Raw genomic sequence first — 17,170 nt, 5'->3', positions numbered from 1 at the left:
GCGATGGACTGCCTGCCGGTGTCGCCCACCAGCCCGATCACCGGTATCGGCGGTGTGGACTGGTTCCTGCACCTGAACGACATCCTCGACGGCAAGCAGCCGTTCCCGCTGCTGGACAACTGGTTCCAGACTCCGCTGAGTCAGTTGTGGCCAGGCGCCGAGGGCTACACCTGGGAGCCCGGCGCTGAGGGTGCCTATGACCCCAGCGGTCAGGCTTGGACGATCTTCCCGAACATCCCCGGAACGGGTGCCGGCGACGCGTATCCGTGGGAGGGCTTGACGTATCACCTGGAGCCGTGGGTGCCGGTCCAGAACTGGATCAACGGGCTGATGGCCGACCCGGACTACTCGAACTTCCAGATTCCGAGTTTCGAGGAGATCGGCCGGGACTTTCAGTCGCTGTTGGCGGCCTCGGCGGTGTTCACCCCGTTCACTCCGGGCAGCCCGTTCTGCCCCGGTGACTGCTCGTTCATCACCGACAACCACCTCGACTACCCGGACCTGATCAAGGATGTCGGTCAGCTCTGGCCAGGCAACGAGAACATCGACACCTGGCTGGCCGCCTACGCTGCCGGCGAGGCCAACGTGCCGACCGAGGCCCAGATCCAGAACTCGATCAACATCCTGCAGCAGGGATTCTGGGACTTCAAAAACCCCAGCCCGACGTTCCCGGGTAGCCCGGACTACAGCGCGACGGCCGCAGAGTGGCAACAGTTCTGGACCTCGTTAGGCTTCAACACGACTAACCCGGCGGATCCGACCGATCTCTCAGCACAGTTCGCGTCGCTAGCCAACGCCTTCAGTCCCGAGCAATTGACCGACAATTTCACCGCGCTGGCCAACGCATTCAGCCCGGAGCAGTTGACCGCTGATTTCGCCGCGCTGGGTACCGCGTTCAGTCCGGAGCAGTTGACCACCGACTTGACCGCGTTGTTGGGCTCCTTCGACACCGGTGCCCTGGCGGGCGCCGCGATCGATCCAGGCGCCTTTGCGACGGCTTTCGATCCCACCGCTCTGGCGGCGGATTGGACCGCACTGCTGGCCGGCATCGGTCTCTAACCTCAGCAAAAAAGTCGGGCCCCGAGCATCGCTCGGGGCCCGACTTTTTGATGACCTGCGGCTCAGGCAATTGGAACCATCTCCACACCTGCTTCACAGATTGTCGACGACCCACTCAGGGGACTCGTTCTGACCTTCCGATTGTCCAAACCGCCTGGATTATTAGGCATGCGTCTGACGAAAATCCGAACCGTTGTCAACCAATCCACGCGTTCGTTTCCTACGAATTGAACATGAACTGAGAGAATCTTAGTGTAAGTTCAGCATGAATTCAGTCCACAGAACGGGGAGGGGGGACGTCATGGAAGCGGTTTCACGTCCATACGTCATGGCAGCGGCCGCGTTGGCGGTGACGAGTCTGGTGGCGGTCACACCGCTGGCCGATGAGGCGACGACCTTGGCGGCGCAGCTGCCGATCAAGCAGATGGAAGCGCAGCTGGTTGATTTGGGGGAATCGATCTTCAACGTGCCGCTCAATCTGCTGTACGACGTCATCAACATTCCGGCCAACGAGCTGTACGCCACACAGTTCTTCACCGACAACCTGTTCATGGCCGGCCCATGGTTCGTCGTCGGCCCGACCAACCTGTGGGGCGTCGACCCGGGCGACCCGACGCACTTCATGTCGGTGACGAACTTCCTGCTGCCGTTCCCGGAGCTGAGCGGCATGAACAACTCCGAACTCGACTTCGACGGGGGACTCGGCCAGCAGATCTGGGGCTACGTCGCCACGCAGCTGCCGTTCAACGGCGGGTGTGACGAGGTCGCCTGCATGCCCTTCGAGCTGTCGAGCCCCGTCACGGGAATCTCCGGCGTCGACTTCTACGTGTGGCTGGACTCGATCTTGAGTGGTCAGACCAAGTTCGGGCTGTTCGACAACTGGTTCAACCCGGTCAACTCGGGCGGCTATTACTTCGACCCCACCGCCCCCGGCAGCATCGAGCCGTCCAACAACATTCCCGGCACCACCGGCGACACGGCGGTCACCACCGGTAACGTCAGCGGCTTCCTCGGTTGGTCTAGCCCTGAGAGCGGCGGCACCTCGGGTGTCCTCGACGGCTCCGGCGGTCTGCTGGGCGGTGAAGGCATCCCGGGCACCATCGACGGCCCCAACGGCGAGAACCTCGTCCCCTGGGCCGGCAGCACATTCCATCCCGATCTGTTGCAGCCGTTCGAGAATTACTGGCAGCACCTGATGGCTGCTCCGTCCACCGACGGGCTGTTCGGCACCGGCATCGACCCGATTTACGGCGACTTCACCGAGATCACCCAGACGTTCCAGTCGTTCCTGGCCGGGCTGATGATGTTCGACCCGATCACCCCGGGAAGCCCGTTCTGCCCGGGCGACTGCAGCTACATCGTCGACAATCATCTCGACTACCCGGATCTGATCAAGGACATCAACAGCTGGACGCCCGGCGGCAACCCGGTGATCAACGAGTGGCTGACCGCGTACGCCAACGGGGCAGCAGGCGGGCCCGCAGGTGATTCCGGTGCCAACGTTCCGACGATGGAAGGGATCCTGCGATCCATCGAGCTGTTGCAGAACCGCGACTACTGGGACTTCGACCACCCGGGCTACCCGGACATGAACACGCCGGGCAACCCCGACTTGAGCGACCTGGCGCCGCAGTTCGAGCAGTTCTGGACCTCGCTCGGCTTCAACGTCCACGACAACACCCCGTTCACTCTCGCGGACTTGGGCACTGCTTTCAGTCCCGACCAGCTGAACGCCGACTTCGCCTCGCTGGCGGCCGGTTTCAGCCCGGAGCAACTGACAGCGGACCTCGCCGCGCTGGGTACTGCGTTCGATCCGACCCAGATCACCGCCGACTTCACCGCGCTGCTGGCCTCGATCGGCCTGTAAGCGGGCAGTCAACAGTCGGCCCCCGAGCTCAGGCTCGGGGGCCGATCTGCGTTTGGCGTTCTGCCGCTTACTTTTTCATCCCCGCGCGCATGACGCGGTCCCACATGCGGTCGGTCAGCAGCTGTCGCGCGACGACCGAGGCTTTGCCGGAGGCGCCGACGACGTAGCGTGGTTTCGGGTTTCGCATCTCAGCGGTGCGAACCACGAGGCGTGCGACGGTGTCGGCGTCGATCATCAGTCCGCGGGCTTGGGCCAGCCCATGGGTGGTCGCAGCATAGCGGCGTTTGAACACACCGTACGGGTCATCGTCGGCGTAGGTCTGCGGTGCCGAATCAAGCTGAGACTGGACAAAATTGGTGCGCACTCCGGTGGGGTCGATGAGCACCACGCGCACACCGAACGGAGCCACCTCGGCGCCCAATGAGAGTGACAACGCCTCGACGCCGTATTTGACGACGTGATAGGCGCCGGCCCCGGGGCTGGTGAACCTGCCGCCGGTACTGCCGATGGTGATGATCCGGCCCGCGCCCGCTGCGCGCATTCCAGGCAGCACCAGCTGCGACAAGTGAAGGGTGGCAACGACATTCGTCTCGAACAACGCGCGTAGGTCCTCGAGTGCCACCTGCTCGAGCGGCGACGGAAGCGGGTATCCGGCGCTGTTCACCAGGACGTCGACGCCGCCGGCGTCACCATGGATCTCGTCGACGAGCGCGGCCACAGCTTCTTCGTCGGTCACGTCGAGAGTCCGGGCTTGCAAACCGTGCGACGACAGCTCGTCGAGGGCTCGCGGATTGCGCCCGGCCGCATAGACGAGGTACCCCCGCTTGTGCAGCCGGTACGCCGTCGCCTCGCCGATTCCGCTGGTGGCTCCCGTGATCAGAGCCGTCGGCTTCTTCGTCATCGAGTCAGCCTAGCCCGTCGACCGACGACGAATGAGCTTAGACCCGTCGGCTTTTGGGCCGGGTCGCCGACTCAGAGCCCGAGGAAGTCCAGTGGGTTGGTCAGCAGCGTGCTCAGGTTCGTCAGCAGGTCGCCACCGAGCAGCGACGTGATGTCGGTCGCGGCATTGGCGCCGAACAGTGAGCTCAATTCTGTTGTCGCCCAGGAGCTTAAGTCTCCGAATATCGCGCTCAGATCAGTGTTCGCGCCGGCGGCGTCGGCGACCGTGCCGGCAGCGGTCAACGCTGCCGCGGCGTCCGGCGCCGTCGAGCCCGCTATCAGTCCGGACAGGTCGGGTAGGTACGGATACATGTCCGGCAGATCCGAGGAGGGGAGCAGGCCCAGGTCTACCTGTGCTGCGATGAGGCCCTGCTCCCAACCGAGCTGCATCTGCGCAGACACTTCGGCCCAGTCGATGTTGGGCATCGAGGTCCAGTCCGCGGGCGTGAGCACATCCGCGGGTCCGGTCCGGTCGTAGCCGAGGTCGATGAGCACCCGCATGGCCGGCTGCATCAAGTCGGCCATCGGCTTGCCGATGAAAGGGATGCCCCGCAGTCCGTCCAGGATCGGCAGGTTCTGGGTGGGAATCAGGAAGTAGTCGATGTTGCCGTCCTCGATGGAGGTCGGCAGTTCCACCGCATCCTTGACGGAGCCGAAATCGAACGTGGTCGGCCAGCCGGGGAGGAAGGCCGGGTGCAGGTTGACGAAGCCCGCCATGGCGTTGGCCGTGGCCAAGAAGTTCAACGGATACTGGGGAAAGTCCGAACTCCCGCTGTACTCGATCGAGTAGACCGCGGTGTCGTAGGGAGTGTCGGCGGGGGTGGCCGGGAACGGAATCCCGGCCAGGAAGGGCAACCGCTCGAGGAAACCACCGTTGGGGTTGTTCAGGTTTTCGAAGAGGACGAAGCTCAGCTGGTCGTCGCCGGGTCGTTCCCCGACCGGCAGCGCGTTGAGGTTGATCATCTCCTGGGTCGCGATGCTGGTGCTCTCGGAGTAACCGAAGACCACGACGTGGTCGTCAGCATCCAGGAGGTGATCCCGAATGCCCTGGTCGAGCTGCGCGACACCCTGTGTGAGAACGAGCTGGTAGTTGGCGCCGAGCTCTACGGGTTGAACTTCGGGCAGGTAACCGGGGTAGGTGGGTTGCCCGTCGAACAGCGGCGGATCCGGGCTGATGAAGAGCTTCATCACCCCGTCGATGTACGACGGCAACGGATCGGGTGACGCGGCGTAGCCCATCAGCAGGGCGGTGTCGTCGGCCGCGGCCATGGCCGGATTGAGCAGCGACGATATTTCCAGCAGCCCAGCGCTCGCACCGACCAGTAAGCCGGCCCCGAGCCAGCTCATACCGCGTCGTGTCATCAATCGTCCCCCGACTTTTGTGGAATCCGGCTGCAGCGTCTTTACGACGCGTCCGCCGGCAACGAATTGCTCGCAACGAAAGTCAGTTTAAGGGGCTGGCAGGAAATTCTCAGACTGATGGCAGGAAATTCCCAAAATAGCCGGCAAGATCGTCGGCAAAACCGGGCAGGAATGTCAGCAGCGCGGGCGCCAGCGGATTGTCCGACGCGGTCAAAGCCTCGACAAGTGCGTTGGCCGAAGCGGTCGCGTCCGCCGTGGCGGCGGTCGGGTCGTTGGTCGTCAGCGCCCCGGCGATCAAATCCTTGACGTCCGGCACGTAGGGATACATGTCGACCAGGTCAGATTTCTGCAACACACCCACGTCGACCAGCGCGGCAATGATGCCCTGATTGGCCCCGGCCAGCAGGTACTCGTCGACAACGGCCGGGGTGTAGTCCGGAGACGCCATGCTGGCCGGGGTGAGAACATCTGCGTTGCTGGTGTAGTCATAACCCAGGTCGATCAGCACCCGCATGTCGGGCTGCATCAGATCAGCCATGGCGTTGCCGCCCAGATCGCGGCTGAAATCCAGCAGCGGCAGGTTCTGGATCGGGATCAGGTAGTAATCGGTATTCACGTCGGCGCTCGAAACATTCTCCAGCACAGCGTTGTTCAGCGACGAGAAGTCGAACGCCGAGGGGTAGCCGGGCAGCAGCAGCGGATGCAGTTCGACGAAGCCGGCCATGGCGTTCTCGTCGGCGAGCAGGTTCGACGTGTAGAGGGGATAGTCCGAGCTGGCGCTGTACTGGACCGTGTAGATGGTGACGTCGTACGGCGTGTCCGCCGGAGTCGCGGGGAAGGGCGTCCCTGCCAACTCGGGAAAGCGTTCCAGGTAACCGCCATTGGGGTTGTTGAGGTTCTCCAGCAAGACGAAACTCAGGTTGTCCTGGTTTGGGTTTCCCTCCTTGCCCAGGTTGATGAGTTCTTGGGTGGCGATGCTGCTGCTCTCGGAGTAACCCCAGACGACCACGTGGTCGTCGGAAGTCGACAGGTGGTCTTGGATGGCCTGGTCCAGCAGCGGCGCACCTTGTGTCAACACTGTCGAGTAGTCGGCGCCCTCCGGAGTAGACACCACCACCGGCGCATATCCGGGATACACCGGCTGGTCGGGAAAGTACGGCGATTTCGGATCGATGAACACGCTCATCACCTGGTCCACGTAGGACTGCATCGGGGTGGGTGTCTCGGCGTACCCCAGGATCAGGGCGGTGTCGGCCGCGTCGTCCGCCGAACTCACCGCGGGATCCACCAGCGACGAGATCTCCATCAGCCCAGCGCTGGCACCGACCAGCAAGCCGGCGCTGAGCCAGCGCACGCCGCGTCGTTTCATGAAATCCCCCGATTGTCGTGAATCCAGCTGCGCAGTAGAGATTGTGCGAAGTCTGCGTCCGCGACTGAGCGCTGAATTGTCGCCCTTATTCTGCCTTTCGGCGTGCTTGGAATTCTACTTATTTGACATATTTCGGCGTGTGAATTTTCAGCGTTTGTCAGGGGTTTGATATGACACCGGTCTGTTCGCTCGCACCTGCTCGACGGGGCGGTTAGGGTCGTTGGCATGGGGCTCCCGGTACCGGCTGACGACAGGGCGGCTGTCGTCACCGGCGCGTCGTCGGGCATCGGGGAAGCCATCGCTGTCGAACTCGCCCGGCGGGGCCACCAGTTGGTGCTGGTTGCCAGACGCGCGGATCGGCTACATGCGCTGGCGGCCCGGGTGAATCAGAAGGCGCACGTGCTACCGGCCGACCTTTCCAACGGTGCCGAGCGCGCCGCGTTGTTCGAGCGCGTCGCTGAGTTGGGCCTGGTGCCGGACATTCTGGTCAACAACGCCGGCGTCTCGGTGTGTGCGCCGATTGCCAAGACGCTGCCCGAACAGCAACTCAACCTGGTGGAAGTGGACGTCGCCGCCGTGGTGGATCTGTGCAGCAGATTCCTGCCGGGCATGATCGAACGTGACTGCGGCGCCATCCTGAACGTGTCGTCGCTGGCGGGTTTCCTTCCGGTGCCGGGCCAGGCGGCGTACGCCGCGGCCAAGGCTTTCGTGCTGTCGTACACCGAAGGACTTCGCGGCGAGTTGCGGGGGACCGGGGTCACCGCGACGGCGTTGTGCCCGGGGCCGGTGGCGACCGGCTTCGATGACGCTGCGGGGTTCGACTCCGGGGAACGGGCCGCCGTGTTGCCCGGATTCATGTGGAAGTCGGCCGAAGCCGTCGCGCGGGCGGGCCTCGACGGCCTGGCCGCCGACAAATGCCGGATCGTTCCGGGCCGGGTCAACAACATCGTCGCGACGTGCAGTCGATTCGCGCCGCATGATCGGCTGCTGCCGCTGCTTGCCCGGCGGGCGCGGGCGAAGAAGCTCAGTTGACCACCCCGCACACCCGGCCGAAATACGGATTATTGGACACGTGAAGGTTCCGGCCAACTGGAAAGATAGGCTGACGCGGTGCTAGAGGTGATCGAAAAGGGCAGCATCAGCGAGGCGCATCCGGTGCCGCTGCTGTTTGTCCACGGCGCCTGGCACGCCGCGTGGTGCTGGGACGAGAACTTTCTCAGCTACTTTGCCGACAAGGGTTACCGCGCCGTCGCAGTCAGCTTTCGTGGGCACGGCGAGAGCACCAGCGACAAGCCCCTTCGTGCGTGCTCGGTCGCCGACTACGTCGACGACGTCCACACGGCAGCCGAGCAACTGCCGAGCCCGCCGGTGATCGTCGGTCATTCCATGGGCGGCCTCATCGTCCAGAAGTATCTGGAGAGATACACCGCCCCCGCAGCCGTGCTGATGTCATCCATTCCGCCACGGGGAAACCTCGGAAACGCCCTGCGCTGGGCGCGGCAGCGGCCGATGGATTTCGTGAAGATGACGGTGACCGGCAGAGCGTTGCCCTACATCAACCCGCCGGAATTGGCTCGGGAGCGGTTCTTTTCGGCCCATACGCCCGAGGCTGACGTTCGCAAGTACGCGGCCCGCATGCAAGAGGACAGCTCGCGCATCGGCGTCGATGGCCTACTGCTGAGGCTGCCCCGGCCCAAGCGGGTGTCGACGCCGATCCTGGTGCTGGGCGCCGAGGAGGACGGCGCGCACACCCGAGCGGAAGTGGTCGCGACCGCCCGTGCCTACGGGACTCGGGCGGAGTTCTTTCCCGACATGGGGCACAACATGATGCTCGAGCCAGGTTGGGCGGCCGTCGCGGACCGCATCGACGGCTGGCTCGGTTCGCGCGGGCTCTGACCTCTTCGCTACGCGCCTTTGTCGGGGACCAATTCCAGCGGAAGATGTTCCAGCCCACGCATTGTCGGGTTGTCGAGGTAGCGGTATTCGCCGGCCAGCCGGATCTCGGAGACCCGGGGCAGCAGCTGCGAGAACACCCGGGCGCCTTCCAGCCGAGTCAAGGGCACGCCCAGGCAGTAGTGCACACCGCCGCCGAAAGCGAGGTGGTCGGTCGGATTGCGGTCCAAGTCGAAGGTGTCCGGGTCGGGGTAGTGGCGCGGGTCGCGGTTGGCGGCCGCGAACAGCAGCAGCACTCGCGCGCCAGCCGGAATCGTCTGTGCCCCGACGGTGTAATCCCTTGTCGCGGTCCGGTAGAACCCCTGCACCGGCGAGCCCATCCGCAGCTGCTCCTCGACCGCGGCGGGAATCAGCTCGGGGTGGGCACGCAGCCGGGCGTACAACTCGGGTCGCTGGGCCAGTGTCAGCAGCAACCCGGACAACATGTTCGTCGTCGTCTCGCTGCCGGCGCCGATCAACATCGCGGCGCTCCAGAAGATTTCGTCGTCGGTGAGCACGTCGTCGGCATCGGCCGGCGTCATCATCGAGATGAGGTCGTCGCCGGGGTTGCGACGACGCTGCGCGATCAGCGGGTCGAGGCTGCGGTGCATCGCCGCGGTCGCGGTGGCCGAGCGTGCCGACAGTCGCATGCCGTGCGGGGTCAGGGGCGCGAATGCACCCGCGACCATGTCGTCCGACCATGCGACGAACTGAGGCTGGTCTTCCTGCGGGATGCCCAGCATTCGGGCGATCAGCCGGGTGGGCAGCGGTTTGGCCAGTCCGTTGACCGCCTCGGTGTGCCGCGCGGCGATCACGTTGTCGACGAGTTCGTCGGCGACCTCGTTGATATTGGTCTGCCAGGCCGCCATCGCCCGCGCGGTGAAGGCGCGGGAGACGAACTTCCGCAGCCGGGTGTGGGCCGGCGGATCCGCGGCGTTCATCGACGGCAGGTAAACCCGGAATCGGCTCTGGCTCTCGGCCGACGACAGTTCTTCGTTGTCGCGCAACGCCTTTCGCACATCGTCATAGCCGGCGATGATCCAGATGCCGCGCTTGCGGTTGTACCAGACGTTGGGGACGTCGTCTCCGGAGAGCAACGTCTGGTAACCCGGGTACGGATCGTGCATGATCGCGGCCGAGAACGGATCGAACTTGGTGGGGGGCGCGGTCTTTCGGCCGGTCAACGAATATCCGTAAGAGGTGGCCTTGTCTCTGGCCACGCCGAGCGCGCCGTCGACCCCGACCTTCATCAGGCTGGCGCGAAATCGCAACCTGCGACCCAGCGTCATGCGGACAAACCCCTTCGTGAAGACCTACCGACGCAAAGGCAATCGCCCGGAAGGACTTCAGTCCTTCGTGAGATGGTATGCGCGATAGTCGATCTCGCCGCGCTCGAGGTCGTTGTAGAACCACGAACCGTCAACCACGGCGAACTCGCGGCCGAACTTCCGCAGGAAGGCCGGCAGGCGGGTGTTGATGATCTCGTTCGACCGGGCCGAGTTCTTCTGCAACCCGCGCAACACCTCGTCGTTGATCACCCGGTGTGACACCTCTCGCAGGCCCGAGTTCGCCATGTCCGATTCCCACCCCGCGAAGTTGTCACGGTTGCGGAAATCCACGTGCAGGAAGTGCCCGCCGGGTCGCAGTACGCGGCGGACCTCGCTGAGGAAGCGGTCGAAGTGCGGGTAGATGTGCGAGGCCTCGACATTGATCACCGCGTCGAAGGATTCGTCCGGGAACGGCAGGTTCTCGGCGTCGCCGTGCACGAAGCTCAGGCCCGGCACCTTGTGCCGCTCGTTGCAGAATTTGACTCCCGCCGCATTGAAGTCGAGTCCGGTGTAGGACGCCGGCTTCAGCGTGCGGGACAGGTAGGAGGCGCCGCCGCCGTGGCCGGAGCTGCACTCCAGGACCTTCTTGCCGGCGAGGTCGAAGCCGTCCTGCGTCGCGGTCTGGTGGTAGAGCTGGATGCTGTACCGGTTGGGCTCGTCGGCCTCGTCGAGCTGCAGACCCAGTGGGGGCTCTTCCTCGTATCCCCAGTTCAGGAACTGCACGTCGTCCTGGTTGTTCAACCGCTTGGTCATCAGCGGGTACCAGTACCGGAAGAGCTTCTTGTACGTCGCTGTCGACCCGATGCGGTAGACGAGACTTGCGCCGACGTTGTCCAATGAAGGGCTACGAACCATGCAGGAAGTATCGCACAGTGCCGGGTGTGCTTGTTGTGGCATGCCTTTTTCGGCTTGCATGCGCCTGGGACCGTCGTCGGCTCATCGCCCAGAGTCGGTGACCGTCAACGCGCATACTGCTAATACGTTGTGCGGTAACGCTTTTAAGCCGCGGCCACCGGGGCGGGTGCTTGCGTGCGCCGGGGTTCACCACGGTAGCGCGACGGTTGACCGTCGATCTTGCACAGCCGCCAGAGCACCTGCGCGAACGGGTTCATCAACCCGACGCTTTCGCACAGCATCCGCACGTCGCCGTACATGTCACGCAGAGCCTGACGTGATTCCGGCGCGTCGAAGAAGATTTCCTTGCGAACCGCACGCGGGATGCCGAACTTCCAGAAGAAGCCGCGCGGCGGAACCACGATCGCGTGGCCCAACACCCGCATGACAATCGGCACGTACAGCGACAGCGTGAACCGACTCCGCCGGGTCATTTTCGGCACTCGTTTGGCCAGGAACTGGTCGGCGAAGGAGATGTGCCGGGCCTCCTCGGCCACGTGGATAGCCATCACCTTCTCCATCAGCGGATGGGGTGACCAGTCCTCGCGCAGCATGCCCTTCTGCATGTGGTGGATCGGAAGCTCGCCGGCGAGCACTCCGAAGAAGAAGGTGCCGGGCAGCGGTCCGGCGTAGAGCGGGACCGCCGGCGAGATCCACCGCAGCCACCAGGGCATACCGCCGACGTTGACGCCGATCCGGTTCACCAGCTCCTGGAACATCATCGCGTGATTGCACTCTTCGATGGATTCGTGCACGCAATAGCGGTATTCAGGGGATCCGTTGGGCACCCAGAACGTGTAGTGCATCAGGCCGCGGATGAGGATGCTCTCCAGCTGCAGCGACACCTTCGCGGTATTGGCCTGGTGCCACAGACCAACCTCAATCTGCTTCTCCAGCGGCAGGTCTCGGTACCACGAGTGACCGCCCAGTGGGTTGCTCGGCGGCAGGACCCATCGCGGGTCGTCGGACCTGACCTCGAACTCCGGGGAATTCCAGTCGATATCCGTGTACGGATTGAAGTGGCGGCGAACCGACGCTTCGGAGAGGGTGTTCAGCGCGGCGCAGTATTCGACGTCATCACTGACGTCCATGTTTCGCCGCCACCGCGTGAGCATGCGAGTCCACGCCAGGAAGAGCAACAAGGTCGCCAGAAGTACAGCACCCAGCACGAGTGTGACCGGCAAACCGAGGCCTCCCTCCGGCTCTGCTCAGCATGCTGTTTTCTACACATGCGCGTTTCGGGCACAGATGGGTTTGGACCTTACCGGGTGAGAGTGAAAGACCTGATACGGAACGGCCTCATTCTTGTGACTATCTTTTAATCACCCTGTCAGCTCAACCCGTTGTCTCGGTTGTGCCCCGAACAGCCAAGTTCCATTGAACAGTACACAGTCGCTGTCCGCCTCTTGACGCTTCGGCTGCATAGGTTACGGGATGAGGCCCGCATAGGTCGCTGAGGTGCCCACCCGGCGCTGCCGATCGCAGCCAGACCTAGAAATCACGGCGAGTGGGACCGGCGTATTGGACAGTGATCCAATCGCGGCCGGTTTCACCCTGGCGACGACGCGCGCTGTCATTTCACCGTAGCTGCAGCACAAGGTACGTTTAGTGGTTATGGGCGAGGAGCAATTCGATGTCATCATCGTGGGGGCGGGTTTCGGTGGAATCGGCGCCGCGATCCAGCTGAGCAGCCTGGGTTACGAGAACATTCTGATCGTCGACCGCGAAGACGACCTCGGTGGAACGTGGCATGTCAACCACTACCCGGGCCTCGCCGTCGACCAGCCGTCACCCACGTTCTCCTACCGATTCGAGCCGAACCCGTACTGGTCGCGGATGTACGCGCCCGGTTCAGAGCTCAAGACCTACGCGGCGAACGTGGCCGAGAAGTACGACGTCCGGCGCTTCATGCGGTTCAACACCACCGTCGAGGGTGCCCGCTGGGACGAGGACGCTCAGCTGTGGCGCTTGGCGCTGGCCGGCGGCGAGACGCTGAGCACCCAATATCTGATCGCGGCGACCGGGTTCCTGTGTCAGCCGAAGATCCCCGATATCCCCGGCATCGACACGTTCGGTGGCCGCATCGTCCACACCGCCGTGTGGGATGACGAGTTTTCGGCTGCCGGTCGCCGCGCCGCTGTGATCGGAACCGGCTCCACCGGCGTGCAGGTCGTTCCGGAGCTGGCGAAAGAAGTCGCCGAGCTGACGGTGTATCAGCGCACTCCGATCTGGGTGCTGCCGAAATTCGACATGAAGTTCTTCCCGTTGTTGCAACGGCTTTTCGCGAAGCTTCCGGCCACCCAGCGCGCTCTGCGGTGGTACACCGACGCGATCCTGGAATTCTCCATGGTCATCACGATGTGGAAGTTCCGGTACTTCAAGGTGTTCAACAAGGGCATCTCGCAGTTCTCGAGGCTCTACCGGCTGCTGCTGGTCCGCAACCTGGAGCTGTCCCGAAAGCTGGACCCCGACTTCGATTTCGGCTGCAAGCGGCCAACGATCTCGAACGACTTCTATCGGGCCTTCGCGAAATCTCACGTGCACCTGGAGACCAACGGAATCGACCGGATCGAGCCCGACGGAATCGTCGCCAACGACGGCACCAAGCGGGTGATCGACACCCTGGTCCTGGCCACCGGGTTCGACGTGTGGGAGGCCAACCTGCCGGCCATCGAGGTGATCGGCCGCGACGGCAAGAACCTCGGAAAGTGGTGGCGGGAAACCCAATTCCAGGCCTACCAAGGCATTTCGATGCCCGGCTTCCCGAACTTCCTGTCGATGGCCAGCCCGTACGCCTGGGTGGGCCTGTCGTGGTTCAACACCGTCGAGTACCAGATGAAGCACATGGAACGGCTTTTCGGTGAGATGCAGCGCCGCGACGCCCGGACTTTCGAAGTCACCGAAGACGCCAACGCGCGCTTCCTCGACCGGATGATCACGTTGATGAAGGACTCCGCGTTCGAACTCGGCAACTGCGTCGGCTCGCGGTCCTACTGGTTCAGGAACCACACCGGCAAAGGTGAAGCGCCGCTGTTCCGTCCGACCTCGGTGCGCAGTGCGGTGAAGGAGCAGGAAACCTTCCCGATGTCGGACTACGCGATCGCCTGAGCGGCGATCAGTCCTTGATGAACTGGTAGATGCGGTATTCCGCGTCGCCGCTTTCGATGACGTTGTAGATCCCGGTACCCGGCACACCGGCGAAGTGACGGCCGAACGGCCGGAACCACTTCGGCAGCTGCGCGCTGATCAGGTCGAGCTTCTGTTGCGCGCTGGCGTCCAGCGAGCGGATCACGCCGTCGTTGATCACCCGCTTGGACACCTGGCGCAGCGGCATCGCGTCCAAAGCACCCTCCCAGGCCGGGAATTCGGCCCGGCCGCGGAAGTCGGCGTAGAGCAGGCTGCCGCCCGGCTTCAGCACCCGGTTCACCTCGGACAGGAACTTGTCCAGGTTCGGATACGCATGCGACGCTTCGACATTCACGATCGCGTCAAAGGTGTTGTCCGGGAAGGGCAGATCTTCGGCGTTGCCGTGCACGAAGTTCAGGCCGGGCAGTTTGTGGTGAGCATTGCAGTAGGCGACACCGTCCGGGTTGTAATCCAGGCCGGTGTACTCGGCGGGGGAGAACGTGCGCACGATGTAGGACGCGCCGCCGCCGTGCCCGCAGCTGCATTCCAGGACCTTCTTGCCGGTCAGGTCGATCTGCGAGGCCACCTGGTTGTAGAGGTTGGTCGAGTAGCGCGTGGCCGCGTCGGCGTCGTCCAGCGGAAGGTTCAGCGGCGGGTCACCCTCGTAGCCGTAGTTGAGGAAGGTGACGTCCTGCGAGTTGAGCCGACGGGTGAGGAACGGGTACCAAACCTTGTTCATGAAGGCTTTGTAGCCGCGGTAGCCGATATCGGTGACGCGGTCCTTAGTCGTTGGCATGCCGGGAAGTATGCCAGGCCAGCGTTGGAGTCAGCTGCTGTGGTCGGCGACCGAGACCGAGCCGCGGTCACGTTCGGCGGCGTCGGTGCGGCGGAAGACCACCGCGCGGGCACCTTTGCCCGGGGCGATCGCCACGCCGCGGAAGTTGCGGCTTTCGTCAGGAGCGTCGGTGGAGGTGAAGCGAAACTCCCGCAACAGCGTCCGCAGCGTGATGTCCATCTCCATATGGGCGAAAGATGCTCCCACGCAACGGTTTATGCCGCCGCCGAACGGCACCCAGCGGAATGACGGCGGCGGGCCACCGAGGAAACGATCCGGGTTGAACGCCTCGGGGTCGGTGTAGTTGGTGTCCGACTCGTGGGCGAGCTGAAAGTCGATCATGATCGCGGTGTCGGGGGGCAGAACCCATTCGCCGACGCGGACCGTGGTCTTGGTGGTGCGCAGCGAGGCGGCGATCGTGGGGCGGACGCGCTGGATCTCGTAGATGGTCGCCTGACGCAGGTCGGATCCACCGGCGTCGACTTCTTCGGTGAGTCGTTGCAGGACCTCGGGATGGCGCCGCAACCGCTCGATGGCCCACGCCAATTGGGAGGCGGTGGTTTCGTGACCGGCTGCGACGAGAGTGAGCAGCTCGTCGGCGATGTGGCGATCGGAGATCGGCTGGCCGTCTTCGTAGCGGGCCTGCATGAGCAGTGCGAGCATGTCGCCGCGACCCTCGAGCGAGGTCTCCGCGCGTGCCTCGGCGAGGAGCTCGTCGATCACCGCGTCGAACCGCCGACGAAAACCTGCCAGCTTGCTGCCCGGACTCCAGGATCCGTACTCGCGTCGCACGACGGGCGGCATCCTCTGCATCAGAGAGCCCAGCGTGATCAACGACGGGATGACGGCTTTGAGTTCGTCCAGCGCGTCGGCGCGCTCGCCGAAGGTAGCCCGCATGATCGCGTTGAGCGTCAGGCGGGTCATCGTCTCGAGCGTCTCGAACTCCTGGCCCTCCGGCCAATCGGCGGTCTCGCGGAGCACTTCCTGCTCGACGATGCTCTCGTAGTTCTTCACCCGCTTACCGGAGAAGTTGGGCAGCACCAACTTTCGCCGCTCCGAGTGCTCCTTGCCGAGCAGGCTGAAGGTCGAACCGGGCCCGAATGCCTGGCCCAGCACCTTGGTTGGGCGTTCGATCAGGTCGAAGCTGGTGCTGTAGACGTCTTTGACGATCTCGCGGTCGTGGATCACGATCGTCTTGCCGAAGATCGGCAGTTTGATGGTGAACGGGCCGCCGTAGTGCCGGCTGAGTCTGGGCGCGACGGAGTACTGCAGCGAGGTCAGAAACAGCACGCTCTGGACGATCATGGGCAGCCGCAGCGCGGGCGGCAGCCGCACCGGATCGGTGGTTGCCGTTGCCATGTATCCCCCGTTGTCCTTCTGTCCCAGCAGATTTCAGCGTACCGAGACGCTGTCAGTCCTTGGTGAACAAGTACACGCGGTAGGTGTACTCGCCTTCGCGCAGCGCGCCGTTGAAGGCCCAGTCGGTCATGTCGCTGGCGTAACGGGCGAAGGCGCGGCTGACCGCCGAGCCGTGGTGCTGGCTGATCCGCTCCTGCTTACGCGGGCCGTTCAACTCGTTGCCGCGCAGCACATTGTGGTCGATGATCGCTTCGGACAGCTGCCGCAGCCCCGAGTTGGCCCGGTCCGACTCCCACTTGGCAACCTCGGAGCGCGGACGGAAGTCGGTGTAGAGGAAGTGGCCGCCGGGCTTGAGTACGCGCTTCACTTCGCTGAAGAACTTCGGCACGTCGGGATACAGATGCGAGGCCTCGACGTTGACCAGTGCGTCGAAAGACTCGTCGGCGAACGGCAGCGCCAGGGCATTGCCCTCGACGAAATCCAGGTTGGGCACGTGGTGCCGGTTCTTGGCGAACTCGACGCCGGCCGGGTTCAGGTCGAGCCCGGTGTAGGAGGCCGGGTGCTGGGTGCGCACCAGATATGAGGCCCCGCCGCCGTGGCCGCTGCTGCACTCCAGCACCTTCTTGCCGGCCAGGTCCACCTGGGTCGCGGTGCGGTGGTAGAGCTGGATGAAATACCGATGCGGTTCGTCGGCCGGGTCCAGCGGAATGCCCATCGCCGGGTCTTCTTCGTATCCGTAGTTGAAGAACAACCAGTCGTCGCCGCCGAGCAGTTTGGTTTGGGTGGCGAACCGGTCCTTGGCGTTGGACTGGAAAATCAGACGAAACATGAAGGGATTGATCACCAGTCGGTGCACCAGTGGGCGACGGGTCAGGCGGTTCGCGGTGGCCATCGCGGAAGTATGACAGACGAACGAACCCCACGAACAACACGGCTGGGACCAGGTGCCGACCGCGTCGTGACCGGATGGCAGGATCTTCTGGAGATTTGACGGTTCGGGGCTATCGCCGCAGCTGAGAGCCCTCGAGATGCTGTGGGATTTCTTAGCCAAAGCTTGGAGTATTCTCCTGACGCCGCTCGACGAGCCCATGGTTTACTCG

General features: G+C 63.9%; 13 protein-coding genes and 1 pseudogene. 5 read left to right on the top strand and 9 right to left on the bottom strand.

Translation table 11 applies throughout. From position 1 onward, the window contains the following. Together CYU59_RS01270 and CYU59_RS01265 are read left to right on the top strand one after the other, a co-directional pair. A pseudogene (locus tag CYU59_RS01270) lies at window positions 1–1,059 on the top strand (hypothetical protein); the annotation flags it as partial. A 301-nt stretch (window positions 1,060–1,360) separates the two neighbouring features. Beyond that, window positions 1,361–2,926, top strand: coding sequence for a hypothetical protein (locus tag CYU59_RS01265; protein WP_292974973.1), 1,566 nt, complete (start codon window positions 1,361–1,363; stop codon window positions 2,924–2,926). 67 nt (window positions 2,927–2,993) lie between these two features. Here the strand turns inward: CYU59_RS01265 and CYU59_RS01260 are convergent, their stop codons facing one another. The 3 genes from CYU59_RS01260 to CYU59_RS01250 all read right to left on the bottom strand — a co-directional run bounded on the left by CYU59_RS01260 (window position 2,994) and on the right by CYU59_RS01250 (window position 6,596). Then, on the bottom strand, window positions 2,994–3,827 hold the full coding sequence (locus CYU59_RS01260; protein ID WP_292974971.1) for an SDR family NAD(P)-dependent oxidoreductase: 834 nt from the start codon (window positions 3,825–3,827) through the stop codon (window positions 2,994–2,996). 71 nt (window positions 3,828–3,898) lie between these two features. After that, window positions 3,899–5,227 carry a PE-PPE domain-containing protein gene (locus CYU59_RS01255; RefSeq protein WP_292974969.1) on the bottom strand — a complete coding sequence of 443 codons (1,329 nt, stop codon included), beginning with the start codon at window positions 5,225–5,227 and terminating at the stop codon, window positions 3,899–3,901. Between the two features lie 109 nt (window positions 5,228–5,336). Next, window positions 5,337–6,596: a PE-PPE domain-containing protein gene (locus tag CYU59_RS01250; protein ID WP_292974967.1), complete on the bottom strand. Its 1,260-nt coding sequence runs from the start codon at window positions 6,594–6,596 to the stop codon at window positions 5,337–5,339. A gap of 225 nt (window positions 6,597–6,821) precedes the next feature. Between CYU59_RS01250 and CYU59_RS01245 the strand changes: the two genes are divergently transcribed. Together CYU59_RS01245 and CYU59_RS01240 are read left to right on the top strand one after the other, a co-directional pair. Further along, the gene (locus tag CYU59_RS01245; RefSeq protein WP_292974965.1) at window positions 6,822–7,628 is read left to right on the top strand and encodes an SDR family NAD(P)-dependent oxidoreductase; all 807 of its coding nucleotides are present in this window, start codon (window positions 6,822–6,824) and stop codon (window positions 7,626–7,628) included. A 78-nt stretch (window positions 7,629–7,706) separates the two neighbouring features. Then, entirely contained in the window at window positions 7,707–8,492 is a 786-nt protein-coding gene (locus CYU59_RS01240) for an alpha/beta hydrolase (RefSeq protein WP_292974963.1), read from the top strand. 8 nt (window positions 8,493–8,500) lie between these two features. Here the strand turns inward: CYU59_RS01240 and CYU59_RS01235 are convergent, their stop codons facing one another. The 3 genes from CYU59_RS01235 to CYU59_RS01225 all read right to left on the bottom strand — a co-directional run bounded on the left by CYU59_RS01235 (window position 8,501) and on the right by CYU59_RS01225 (window position 11,880). After that, on the bottom strand, window positions 8,501–9,817 hold the full coding sequence (locus CYU59_RS01235; RefSeq protein WP_292974961.1) for a cytochrome P450: 1,317 nt from the start codon (window positions 9,815–9,817) through the stop codon (window positions 8,501–8,503). 57 nt (window positions 9,818–9,874) lie between these two features. After that, entirely contained in the window at window positions 9,875–10,711 is an 837-nt protein-coding gene (locus tag CYU59_RS01230) for a phthiotriol/phenolphthiotriol dimycocerosates methyltransferase (RefSeq protein ID WP_292974959.1), read from the bottom strand. 143 nt (window positions 10,712–10,854) lie between these two features. Further along, window positions 10,855–11,880 (bottom strand): diiron oxygenase, encoded by a 1,026-nt coding sequence (locus CYU59_RS01225; protein WP_292974987.1) that lies wholly within the window; start codon window positions 11,878–11,880, stop codon window positions 10,855–10,857. Window positions 11,881–12,364: 484 nt separating this feature from the next. Between CYU59_RS01225 and CYU59_RS01220 the strand changes: the two genes are divergently transcribed. After that, window positions 12,365–13,858 carry an NAD(P)/FAD-dependent oxidoreductase gene (locus CYU59_RS01220; protein ID WP_292974957.1) on the top strand — a complete coding sequence of 498 codons (1,494 nt, stop codon included), beginning with the start codon at window positions 12,365–12,367 and terminating at the stop codon, window positions 13,856–13,858. Window positions 13,859–13,865: 7 nt separating this feature from the next. Here the strand turns inward: CYU59_RS01220 and CYU59_RS01215 are convergent, their stop codons facing one another. From CYU59_RS01215 to CYU59_RS01205, 3 genes are read right to left on the bottom strand one after another with little or no spacing between them, the layout of a single operon-like run. After that, a complete protein-coding gene (locus tag CYU59_RS01215) occupies window positions 13,866–14,672 on the bottom strand; it encodes a phthiotriol/phenolphthiotriol dimycocerosates methyltransferase (RefSeq protein ID WP_292974955.1) in 807 nt (268 codons plus the stop codon). A gap of 30 nt (window positions 14,673–14,702) precedes the next feature. After that, window positions 14,703–16,070: a cytochrome P450 gene (locus CYU59_RS01210; RefSeq protein WP_292974953.1), complete on the bottom strand. Its 1,368-nt coding sequence runs from the start codon at window positions 16,068–16,070 to the stop codon at window positions 14,703–14,705. A 52-nt stretch (window positions 16,071–16,122) separates the two neighbouring features. Then, window positions 16,123–16,899: a phthiotriol/phenolphthiotriol dimycocerosates methyltransferase gene (locus tag CYU59_RS01205; protein ID WP_292974985.1), complete on the bottom strand. Its 777-nt coding sequence runs from the start codon at window positions 16,897–16,899 to the stop codon at window positions 16,123–16,125. Window positions 16,900–17,170 lie beyond the last annotated feature (271 nt).

Origin of the sequence: Mycobacterium sp. (assembly GCF_002863225.1) — a bacterium.
In the GTDB taxonomy this organism is placed as follows: Bacteria; Actinomycetota; Actinomycetes; order Mycobacteriales; family Mycobacteriaceae; genus Mycobacterium.
This window is presented reverse-complemented; position numbering and strand designations above follow the sequence as displayed.

What these genes read in the sequence shown, in the direction of transcription:
- CYU59_RS01205 (WP_292974985.1), bottom strand. Translation starts at nt 16,899, where the DNA reads ATGTTTCGTCTGATTTTCCAGTCCAACGCCAAGGACCGGTTCGCCACC.
- CYU59_RS01255 (WP_292974969.1), bottom strand. Translation starts at nt 5,227, where the DNA reads ATGACACGACGCGGTATGAGCTGGCTCGGGGCCGGCTTACTGGTCGGT.
- CYU59_RS01230 (WP_292974959.1), bottom strand. Translation starts at nt 10,711, where the DNA reads ATGGTTCGTAGCCCTTCATTGGACAACGTCGGCGCAAGTCTCGTCTAC.
- CYU59_RS01260 (WP_292974971.1), bottom strand. Translation starts at nt 3,827, where the DNA reads ATGACGAAGAAGCCGACGGCTCTGATCACGGGAGCCACCAGCGGAATC.
- CYU59_RS01250 (WP_292974967.1), bottom strand. Translation starts at nt 6,596, where the DNA reads ATGAAACGACGCGGCGTGCGCTGGCTCAGCGCCGGCTTGCTGGTCGGT.
- CYU59_RS01265 (WP_292974973.1), top strand. Translation starts at nt 1,361, where the DNA reads ATGGAAGCGGTTTCACGTCCATACGTCATGGCAGCGGCCGCGTTGGCG.
- CYU59_RS01210 (WP_292974953.1), bottom strand. Translation starts at nt 16,070, where the DNA reads ATGGCAACGGCAACCACCGATCCGGTGCGGCTGCCGCCCGCGCTGCGG.
- CYU59_RS01235 (WP_292974961.1), bottom strand. Translation starts at nt 9,817, where the DNA reads ATGACGCTGGGTCGCAGGTTGCGATTTCGCGCCAGCCTGATGAAGGTC.
- CYU59_RS01245 (WP_292974965.1), top strand. Translation starts at nt 6,822, where the DNA reads ATGGGGCTCCCGGTACCGGCTGACGACAGGGCGGCTGTCGTCACCGGC.
- CYU59_RS01220 (WP_292974957.1), top strand. Translation starts at nt 12,365, where the DNA reads ATGGGCGAGGAGCAATTCGATGTCATCATCGTGGGGGCGGGTTTCGGT.
- CYU59_RS01215 (WP_292974955.1), bottom strand. Translation starts at nt 14,672, where the DNA reads ATGCCAACGACTAAGGACCGCGTCACCGATATCGGCTACCGCGGCTAC.